At 64.1% G+C, this 9723-nt stretch carries 10 protein-coding genes; 9 read left to right on the top strand and 1 reads right to left on the bottom strand.

The window, feature by feature from the left end; translation table 11 throughout:
- Positions 1 to 122: 122 nt before the first annotated feature.
- Positions 123 to 704, bottom strand: a complete 582-nt coding sequence (locus tag RBA41_RS19660; protein WP_374709571.1) for a hypothetical protein — start codon at positions 702 to 704, stop codon at positions 123 to 125.
- A 322-nt stretch (positions 705 to 1026) separates the two neighbouring features.
- On the opposite strand from RBA41_RS19660, the gene RBA41_RS19655 reads away from it, so the two are divergent.
- From RBA41_RS19655 to RBA41_RS19615, 9 genes are all read left to right on the top strand, one after another.
- On the top strand, positions 1027 to 2514 hold the full coding sequence (locus RBA41_RS19655; RefSeq protein ID WP_306625952.1) for a B12-binding domain-containing radical SAM protein: 1488 nt from the start codon (positions 1027 to 1029) through the stop codon (positions 2512 to 2514).
- A gap of 108 nt (positions 2515 to 2622) precedes the next feature.
- A complete protein-coding gene (locus tag RBA41_RS19650) occupies positions 2623 to 3756 on the top strand; it encodes an MlaE family ABC transporter permease (RefSeq protein ID WP_306625951.1) in 1134 nt (377 codons plus the stop codon).
- A gap of 41 nt (positions 3757 to 3797) precedes the next feature.
- Positions 3798 to 4613 (top strand): ABC transporter ATP-binding protein, encoded by an 816-nt coding sequence (locus tag RBA41_RS19645; RefSeq protein WP_306625958.1) that lies wholly within the window; start codon positions 3798 to 3800, stop codon positions 4611 to 4613.
- Between the two features lie 3 nt (positions 4614 to 4616).
- Positions 4617 to 5576 carry an MlaD family protein gene (locus RBA41_RS19640; RefSeq protein ID WP_306625949.1) on the top strand — a complete coding sequence of 320 codons (960 nt, stop codon included), beginning with the start codon at positions 4617 to 4619 and terminating at the stop codon, positions 5574 to 5576.
- Between the two features lie 8 nt (positions 5577 to 5584).
- Positions 5585 to 6244, top strand: a complete 660-nt coding sequence (locus RBA41_RS19635; RefSeq protein ID WP_306625947.1) for an ABC-type transport auxiliary lipoprotein family protein — start codon at positions 5585 to 5587, stop codon at positions 6242 to 6244.
- The gene (locus RBA41_RS19630) at positions 6241 to 7419 is read left to right on the top strand and encodes a VanZ family protein (protein ID WP_306625945.1); all 1179 of its coding nucleotides are present in this window, start codon (positions 6241 to 6243) and stop codon (positions 7417 to 7419) included. The genes RBA41_RS19635 and RBA41_RS19630 overlap by 4 nt, the downstream gene beginning before the upstream one ends.
- Before the next feature lie 67 nt (positions 7420 to 7486).
- Positions 7487 to 7804: a (2Fe-2S) ferredoxin domain-containing protein gene (locus RBA41_RS19625; protein ID WP_126074683.1), complete on the top strand. Its 318-nt coding sequence runs from the start codon at positions 7487 to 7489 to the stop codon at positions 7802 to 7804.
- Positions 7805 to 7840: 36 nt separating this feature from the next.
- Entirely contained in the window at positions 7841 to 8482 is a 642-nt protein-coding gene (locus RBA41_RS19620) for an alpha/beta hydrolase (RefSeq protein ID WP_306625957.1), read from the top strand.
- A gap of 52 nt (positions 8483 to 8534) precedes the next feature.
- Positions 8535 to 9680: a D-alanyl-D-alanine carboxypeptidase family protein gene (locus RBA41_RS19615; RefSeq protein ID WP_306625944.1), complete on the top strand. Its 1146-nt coding sequence runs from the start codon at positions 8535 to 8537 to the stop codon at positions 9678 to 9680.
- Positions 9681 to 9723: the final 43 nt, after the last annotated feature.

The raw sequence follows: 9723 nt of genomic DNA, 5'->3' as shown, positions 1-9723 counted from the left end.
GTTTCTTCGCTTCTTTCGAAACGCCCCTGATCTGTCCTGCAACTACTTGATTTCGCTACCGTTTCAGCGGGGAGGCAAACTATAGCAAAAGGGCCGCGTTTCCACAAGCCACGTTTTGTGAATTACTTTGATTTATAGGTGATCAGCGGCATGGCCACGTCCACGTTGTTGACCACATCATTGGTTCCGCCCGACATATCGATGGTCGCCTTGTCGCACCATTGCACCCGACCCGACACGCTCTGACCCATCACCTCGGCCATGACCTCATGAATCTTGGCCGCGACCTCGCCCTGGAGCGCAGTCCGCCTGGCGGGAGCCATGTCGGCCATCGCGCGCCGTTGCTTTTCAATAAAGCTGCTGTTGCGCTGTTTCCAGCCGTTGGCGGCGGTAACGAATTTCTTGCTCAGGGGCGCCGCATTGGAACAGACCGGCTCAAACTTGGCGGCCACTTCGGACATCAGCGCCACGACCAGCACGGCATGCTGCAGCTCGGGCGACGGCACGCCGGCAGCCGAGATGCCGCCGCCGGATGCGTCCGCGCCGCTGCCCCTGGGGGGCGGCGCGATCTTGGGCTGGGCCGGCACCGGCCCCTCCACTGCGCGCAGCACCGAGCCCTTCATCACGCTGACCTTGAGCTTGTCGCCGTTTTGCGGACGGTCGGAAAACGTGACTTTCCCATCCGGACCGACGGTCTTGTACATTTGCTGGGCGGACGCGGCGCAGCAAATAAGGGCAGCAACGATGACAAAAATGGGCTGTAATTTATTCATGTGACAAAAAGTGGCGCACTACTCCACACGATGGTGATCGATTCATATACTAACGTAGCATAGGGGCGAGATGCGTAAACATATTTCCCATACGCACGTTCCTGAGCAAGAACACAACAGCCTGGCTCTTCAACTCCTCTCCAATGCAAGATTTATGCCTGAAATTGTCATGCGGTAGCAACACCATGCTGACACCTGCCGATCGCCAGCCCTGCGCAGGTAGAATGGCAGCTTTCGCCAACGCCGCCCCGCCATGACCATCCTGCTCTCGACCCTGAACGCCCGCTACGCCCACGCATCGCTGGGGCTGCGCTATCTGCTGGCAAACATGGGCCCCCTGCAGGAGCAGACCAGCCTGCACGAATTCGTGATCGGCGCGAAAACCACCGAAATCGTCGAACGCCTGCTGGCGCAGTCGCCGCGCATCATCGGTTTCGGTATCTATATATGGAACGTCGAGGAAACCACCAGGGTCGTCGCCATGCTCAAGCGCGTCGCGCCCCAGGTGGTGATCGTGCTGGGCGGGCCGGAAGTGTCGCACGAGCCGGGCGAGCAAGCCATTGTGCAGATGGCGGACTACCTGGTGACAGGCTGGGGCGACGTCACCTTCCCCAAGCTGTGCGGCGAGATCCTGCACGGCCCCAAGCCGCTGATGAAGATCCACGCCGGCGTGCAGCCGCCGATGGCCGACATCGCCATGCCCTACTCCTTATATACAGACAACGACATCGCCAACCGCACCTTGTATGTGGAAGCGTCGCGCGGCTGCCCGTTCAAGTGCGAGTTCTGCCTGTCGGCGCTCGACAAGACCGCCTGGCCCTTCGGCCTCGACACCTTCCTGGGCGAGCTCGAAACGCTGCACGCCCGCGGCGCGCGCCTGTTCAAGTTCGTCGACCGCACCTTCAACCTCAATATCAAGACCAGCCTGAAGATCATGCAGTTCTTCCTCGACAAACTCGAAGCGAACCCGGACGACCCGGTGTACGCCCACTTCGAGCTGGTGCCCGACCACCTGCCCGATGCGCTCAAAGATGGCATCCGCAAGTTCCCGCCCGGCGCGCTGCAGTTCGAGATCGGCATCCAGAGCTTCAATCCGGCGGTGCAGGCGCTGGTCAGCCGGCGCCAGGACAACGCCAAGGCCGCCGAGAACATCCGCTGGCTGTGCGAACAGTCGCACGCCCACCTGCACGTCGACCTGATCGCCGGCCTCCCGGGCGAGGACATGGACAGCTTCGCGCGCGGCTTCGACCAGCTGGTCGCCCTCAAGCCGCACGAAATCCAGTTCGGCATTCTCAAGCGCCTGCGCGGCACGCCGATCATCCGCCACACCGAAGAACACGGCCTGGTCTTCGATCCCTACCCGCCGTACACCATCCTGGCGACGAAGCTGATCGACTTCCAGACCATGCAGCGCCTGGTGCGCTTTGCGCGCTACTGGGACCTGGTGGCCAACTCGGGACGCTTCGCGCACACGCTCGCGCACCTGCTGGGCGAGTCCCCGTTCGCCAACTTCATGGCCTTCTCCGACTGGATCTATGCGAAAACCGATGCCACCCACCGCATCGCGCTCGACCGCCTGGCCAGGCTGGTCGCCCAATGGCTCGAGACGCGCGGCATGAGCCGTACCGACGCGGCGCAACTGGTAGGCAGCGATTATGCCGGCCGCGTCGATGCCCCGGCCGAAAAGGCCAGGCCGGTAGCGAGCGTGCCGCAGCGCCAGGCGCGCCATCTGGCAGCGTGACGGCCGTGCATACACCCGCGCTGTAAACAAACGACTACATGGGCGGTCCCGCGACCCCGCGCACGAACTCCTGTAGCGGTCGCGGCGATTCTCTTTTACACTGGCGCAATGCAGATTGAAAATGCGCCAACTTTAACCCTCGAATCGCCTGATGCAGGCTCGCCCCAATCGGTCGTCGCCAACGGGATCTGGCAGGTCCACGCGCTGGCCCAGTGCGGCGCGATCAAGACCATCAACGCCACCCTCACCTCGCTCAAGGACAAGCCGGCGCTGGTATGGGACCTGACCCAGATCGTCCGCCTCGACCACATCGGCGCCCAGATGTTCTGGAACGCCTGGGGCAAGCAGCGCCCGGCCCAGCTCCAGCTGGCCGAAAAACAGGAAGAACTGTTCAAGCGCATCGAGGAAGCGAGCAAGCTGCAGATGCCGCGCACGCGCCCCAGCCGTTTCAACTGGGTGATGACACTGGGCAGCGGCATGCTCCACTTCTTCGAGCACACGCAAGGCTTCATCCGCCTGATCGGCCAGGTGGTGCAGGATATCGGCCGCTTCATCCGCCATCCGATGACGGGGCCGTGGCGCGAAGTATCGGCCAATATTTTCCACTCCGGCTTCCAGGCGCTCGGCATCACCGCGCTGGTCGGCTTCCTGATCGGCGTCGTGCTGTCCTACCTGTCGGCCCAGCAGTTGCGCATGTTCGGCGGCGATATGTACCTGGTCAATATCCTGGGCATGAGCGTGATCCGCGAACTCGGACCGCTGCTGGCCGCCATTCTGGTCGCGGGCCGTTCCGGCTCCTCCATCACCGCGCAGCTCGGGGTGATGCGCGTGACCGAGGAACTCGACGCCATGCTGGTCATGGGCATCTCGCACGGCTACCGCCTGATCATGCCGAAAGTGGTGGCGCTGGCGATTTCGATGCCGCTGCTGGTGGTGTGGACCGATGCCATGGCACTGATCGGCGGCATGGTCTCGGCCAAGGTCGAACTGAACCTGTCGGCGCGCTACTTCCTGCAAAAGCTGCCGGACGCGGTGCCGCTGGCGAACTACCTCATCGGCCTGCTCAAGGGAACCACCTTCGGCATGCTCATTGCGCTGGTATCCTGTCACTTCGGCCTGCGCATCAAGCCGAACACCGAAAGCCTGGGCCACGGCACCACCACCTCGGTGGTCACCGCGATCACGGTGGTGATCCTGGCCGACGCGGTGTTTGCGATTATTTTCAGCGGAGTCGGTTTCTGATGGATGAACAAAAAACGCAAGGCGCGCGCCAGCACCTGAACATGCGGCCCGGGGAAGATGTCGGCCCGCCGGTGGTCCAGATCACCAGGCTGTGGACCAAATTCGGCCGCACCGTGGTGCACCAGGACCTGAGCCTCGATATCTACCAGGGCGAGATCCTGTCGATCGTGGGCGGCTCGGGCACCGGCAAGACGGTGCTGCTGCGCCAGATGCTGGGCCTGGAGACGCCCGCGAAAGGCTGCGTGCGCGTGTTCGGCGAAGACATCAGCGAGGCCGACGCCGAGCAGCTGCAGCGCATGCGCAACCACTGGGGCATGCTGTTCCAGCAGGGCGCGATGTATTCGGCGCTGACCGTGTTCGACAACATCGCCCAGCCGCTGCGCGAACTGCGCGCCCTGCCCGAAGACGTGATCCAGGACGCCGTGCTGCTGAAAATGAACATGGTCGGCCTGGGCGTCGAACACGCCATGAAGATGCCGTCCGACCTCTCCGGCGGCATGATCAAGCGCGCCTCGCTGGCGCGCGCGCTGGCGCTCGAACCGCAGCTGCTGTTTCTCGACGAGCCTACCGCGGGCCTCGACCCCGATCTGTCGGACGCGTTTGTCGCGCTGATCCGGTCGCTGCACCGCGAACTGGGACTGACCGTGGTCATGGTCACGCACGACCTGGACACCCTGTTCGCGCTGTCGACCCGGATCGCGGTGCTGGCCGAAAAACACGTGATCGCGATCGGACCGACGCGCGATGTCCTGAAAGTGGACCATCCCTTCATCAAACAATTCTTCCTGGGTGCGCGCGGCCAGCGCGCCCTCGAAGTGCTCGACGAATACGACGCCGAGCACGCACCGGAGCACTAGCATATGGAAAACAGATCGCACGCCCTGATGACAGGTTTCTTCACGATTGCGCTGCTGGTGGCCACGGTCCTGGCGGGCATCTGGTTCAACCGCGACCGGGTCGAGCGCGTGCCCTACCAGATCGCCACCATCCAGTCGATCCCGGGCCTGAACCCGCAGGCGGCGGTGCGCTACCGCGGGCTGGAAGTGGGCAAGGTCGATGCCATCAGCTTCGATACCAAGATCCCCGGCCAGATCCTGATCCACCTGTCGGTCGATGCCGAAGCCCCGGTCACCAGCACCACCTTCGCCACCCTCGGCTACCAGGGCGTGACCGGAATCGCCTTCATCCAGCTCGACGACGAAAAAACCGGTTCGCCCCTGATGGCCAGCAGCGAAGAGAAGCTGGCGCGCATTCCGCTACGTCCGGGCCTGCTCGACCAGCTTGAAAAGCGCGGCCTGGTGATCCTCGACAAAGCCGAGGAACTGGCCACCCGCCTGGACGCCATGGCGGCGCCGGAAAACCAGAAGATCATCCTCGACGCCTTCGCCAACATCAGCAAGGCCGCCATTGCCTACGGCGAGATTCCGGCCAGGCTCGAACCGACCCTGGCGCGCCTGCCGCAACTGACGGCCAAGGCCGACCAGAGCCTGGCCTCGTTCGACACCTTCACTTCCAGCGCCACCGCCATGACGCGCAGCTACACCAAACTGGCCGACGACCTGCAGTCGCCCAATGGCGCCATTGCACGCCTGAACAGCACCGTGGACCGGGTCGGCGGCTCGCTCGAAGCGGTCACCACCGACCTCGAAATGCAAACCCTGCCGCACTTCGTGGCCATGACCGACGAAGCGCGCACCTCGCTGCGGGCCGTGCGCCGCACCATGAATTCGCTCAACGACCGTCCGCAAAGCCTGCTGTTCGGCGCCGCGCCGGCCACCCCGGGGCCGGGTGAACCAGGTTTTACCGCACCGACCAAATGAGGACCACCGTGAATCACACCCAGAATCCACGCACGAACGTGTCCACGAACGTGACCACGACCGTGCGCCGCCTGCTGCTGGCCGCCAGCACCGGCGCCGCCCTGCTGCTGGCCGGCTGCGCCAGCGAAAAACCGGCCCTGAACACCACCTTCGACTTCGGTCCCGCGACCAATGCCGCCCAGGCCGCGCGCGCGCCGATCGCCGCCGTCGTGGTGGGCGAAGTGACCGGTTCGGCGGCGCTCGACAGCGAGCGTATGTACTACCGCCTGAACTACAGCGACCCGCTGCAGGCGCGCACCTACGCCAACAGCCGCTGGAGCGCCACGCCGCTGCAGATGGTCACCCAGCGTCTGAAGTCGCGCATCGCCCAGTCGGGCGCCAAGGTGCTCAGCGTGAGCGACGCCTCCGACGGCGTGCCGATCCTGCGCCTGGAAATCGAGGACTTCACCCACAACTTCGACAGCCAGACCCAGAGCCACGGCCAGCTGGTGCTGCGCGCGTCGCTGTTCCAGGGGCATAAGCTGATCGACCAGAAAACCTTCGACCGCAAGAACCCCGCCACCAGCATGGATGCCGGCGGCGGCGCGCGCGCGCTGGCCGGCGCCACCGACACGGTCGCCGCCGACGTTATCGCCTGGCTCGCCACGCTGCCGCTCAAAAAAGAATGAACGCGCCGGACGCGCCAGGGCCTGGGCCCGTTCCCCCACCGGTAACGGCCGCCGTGCGCGGCTCGCCCGTGGCGCGCGCGTCGCTGCTGGCCTACATGCTGCTGATCGTGTACGCCAGCTGGTTTCCGTTTTCCGGCTGGCGCGGCAGCGGCCTGTCGCCCCTGATTTTCCTGACCCTGTCCATGCCCCAGTACTGGACCGGCTTCGACGTGATGGTCAATATCATCGGCTACATCCCGCTCGGGACCCTGCTGGTGCTGGCCATGTACCCGCGCGTGCGCGGCGTGTGGGCCGTCCTCGCCGCCGCCATCCTCGGCATCCTCGCATCGGGCACGATGGAAGCGGTACAGACCTACCTGCCCAGCCGCGTGCCATCGAGCCTGGACTTCATCACCAATTCGGCCGGATCGCTGGCGGGGGCCATCATCGGCGCCCTCGGCGCGCGCTCGTTCCTCGACCAGAGCCGCCTGTACAAGCTGCGCCAGCGCTGGTTCGCGGCCCACGCCAGCCAGGGCCTGGTGCTGCTGGCCCTGTGGCCGCTGGCCCAGATCTATCCGCTCGGCTATATGTTCGGCCATGGCCAGCTGCTGCCGATTTTTTCCGAATGGCTGTCGGCCTGGCTCGATACCGACATCGACCTTATCGCCATGCTGCGTCCGGGCGCCGCCATGAGCGTGGAACAATACTGGCTGTCGGAAACCATCATCACCGCCTGCGGCATGACCGGCGCCGTCCTGACCATGCTGTGCCTGCTGCGGCGCGGCGCCCCGCGCCTGTTGCTGATCGGCGCCATGCTGGGCGCGGCGCTGCTGACCAAGACCCTGGCCAGTTCCCTGCTGTTCAAGCCCGACAATGCGCTGGCCTGGATCACCCCGGGCGCCCAGGGCGGCTTCCTGATCGGCCTGATCATGCTCGCCGGCCTGGCGTTCGCGCCCGAAACGGCGCAGCGGCGGCTGGCGGTGGTCACCCTCGTGCTCAGCCTGCTGGTGGTGAACACGATCCCGGTCAACCCCTACTTCAGTGCCACCCTGCAAGGCTGGGTGCAAGGCAAGTTCCTGAACTTTAATGGCGCAGCGCAATTCCTATCCTTGCTATGGCCGTTTTTTGCGATCTGGTTCCTGCTGCTGCCCTCGCATAAACTCAATCGGCGCGAAGAGCGCGTATCATTGCGCTAGCTTGACGCGTAGTTTTGCGCGCATGCAAATACCGATCACGCAGTACAGGAAAGAAACGGGAACCCCCATGAGCGATACACCCTACTTCGAGCAGCACGTCTTTATCTGCATGAATGTGCGCGAGGATGGACGCCAGTGCTGCGGCAAGCTCGGCGCCGAAGTCGCGCAAAAGCACGCCAAGCGCCGCATGAAGGAGCTCGGCCTGAACGGGCACGGCAAGGTGCGCATCAACCAGGCCGGCTGCCTCGACCGCTGCGACGAAGGCCCGGTGCTGGTGGTCTATCCGCAAGGCACCTGGTACACCTATGTCGACACCAGCGACATCGATGAAATCATCGACTCCCATTTGGTTGGCGGCAAGGTCGTCGATCGCCTCAAAATCTGATTACTTGTTTACATGAACACTGCCACGCATAATCTGCTGAACAAACACGCTGAAAAATTCACCCTGGCCGGCGGCGCCGGACCGATGGAATGCCTGCTCGACCTGCCCGCCGGCGCGCCGCGCGGCATCGCCCTGGTAGCCCATCCGCACCCGCTGTACGGCGGCACCATGGATAACAAGGTGGCGCAAACCCTGGCGCGCACCTTCGTTGCGCTCGGCTACGTGGTGGCGCGCTTTAACTTTCGCGGCGTCGGCCAATCGGCCGGCGTGCACGACGGCGGCGCCGGCGAAACCGACGACATGGCCCTCATGCTCGCGCACATGCAGGCCCAGTATCCGGGGCTGCCGGTAGCGCTGTCGGGTTTTTCGTTCGGCACCTTCGTGCAAGCCCAGCTGCAGCAACGCCTGATCGCTGCGGGGCGGCCGGCCGAGCGCCTGGTGCTGGTCGGCAGCGCCGCCGGCAAATGGCCGATGCCCGATGTGCCGGCCGACACCATCCTGATCCACGGCGAAGTCGACGACACCATTACCCTGGCCCAGGTGCTGGACTGGGCGCGGCCGCAAGACATTCCGGTCATCGTCATTCCCGGCGCCGATCATTTCTTCCACCGCAAGCTGGCCCACATCAAAACACTGGTGGTCCAACTGTGGCGGCGTGAGGGCGCAATTCCACTATAGCCACTATAATTGGGCGCCCCTTTTTGCACCACTTTTTTGAGTACTTATTCCCATGAGAAAACTTATTGCCGCACTGGCTGCCAGTGTCCTGGCGCTATCGTCCGCCGTTGCGCAAACCATGCCCTCGCCGACCATCGCAGCACGCTCCTGGATGCTGCTCGACGCCACCAGCGGGCAGATCATCGCCTCGCACGAGCCCAACGCCCGCATCGAACCGGCCTCGCTGACCAAGATCATGACGGCTTACCTGACCTTTGCCGCGCTCAAGGAAAAGAAGCTGGCCCTGAACCAGATGATCAACGTCTCGGTCAGGGCCTGGAAGGTCGACGCCAGCAGCTCCAAGATGTTCATCGACCCGGCCACGCCGGTGTCGGTGGACGACCTGCTGCACGGCCTGATGGTGCAGTCCGGTAACGACGCCGCCGTCGCCCTGGCCGAAGCGGTGGCCGGCGACGAAAGCGCCTTCGTGTTCCTGATGAACCGCGAAGCCCAGCGCATGGGCCTGAAAAACACGCGCTTCGCCAACCCGCACGGCTTGCCGCACCCTGACAACTTCTCCACCGCACACGACCTGTCGGTCCTGGCCGCGCGCGTGATCGCCGACTACCCCGAGTTCTACAAGATCGACTCGGTCAAAAGCTTCACCTACAACAAGATCACCCAGCCGAACCGCAACCGCCTGCTGTGGCTCGACCCGACGGTGGACGGCATGAAGACCGGCCACACCGAAGCGGCTGGTTTCTGCATGATCGCCTCGGCGCGCCGTCCCAACGGCAACAGCCAGCGCCGCCTGATTTCGGTCGTGCTCGGCACCAATTCCGACCAGGCGCGCACGCAGGAAAGCCAGAAGCTGCTCAACTGGGGCTTCCAGAACTTCGACACGGTCAAGCTGTATGCCAAGGGCCAGGCGATCCAGACGCCGGAAGTGTGGAAAGGATCGGCCAACGTGGTCAAGATCGGCTTCAACCACGACGTGCTGGTGACGGTGCCGAAAGGTGTCGCGGCCAAGATGAAGCCTGTACTCGAACGCAACGACCCGCTGGTCGCCCCGCTGCCGCTCAACAGCAAAGTCGGCACCCTGAAGATGATGGTCGATGGCAAGCAGATGCTGGAACTGCCGGTAGTCGCGCTGGAAGAAGTGGCGGAAGCCTCGATCTTCGGCCGCGCCTGGGACTCGATGCGCCTCTGGCTCAAGTAAGCCTCAAAGTTGCTTAACCGGGGTCTGACCCCGGTTAGGAAAC

It is taken from the genome of Massilia scottii, from assembly GCF_030846495.1.
GTDB classification, from domain to species: Bacteria; Pseudomonadota; Gammaproteobacteria; order Burkholderiales; family Burkholderiaceae_D; genus Telluria_A; species Telluria_A violaceinigra.
This window is presented reverse-complemented; position numbering and strand designations above follow the sequence as displayed.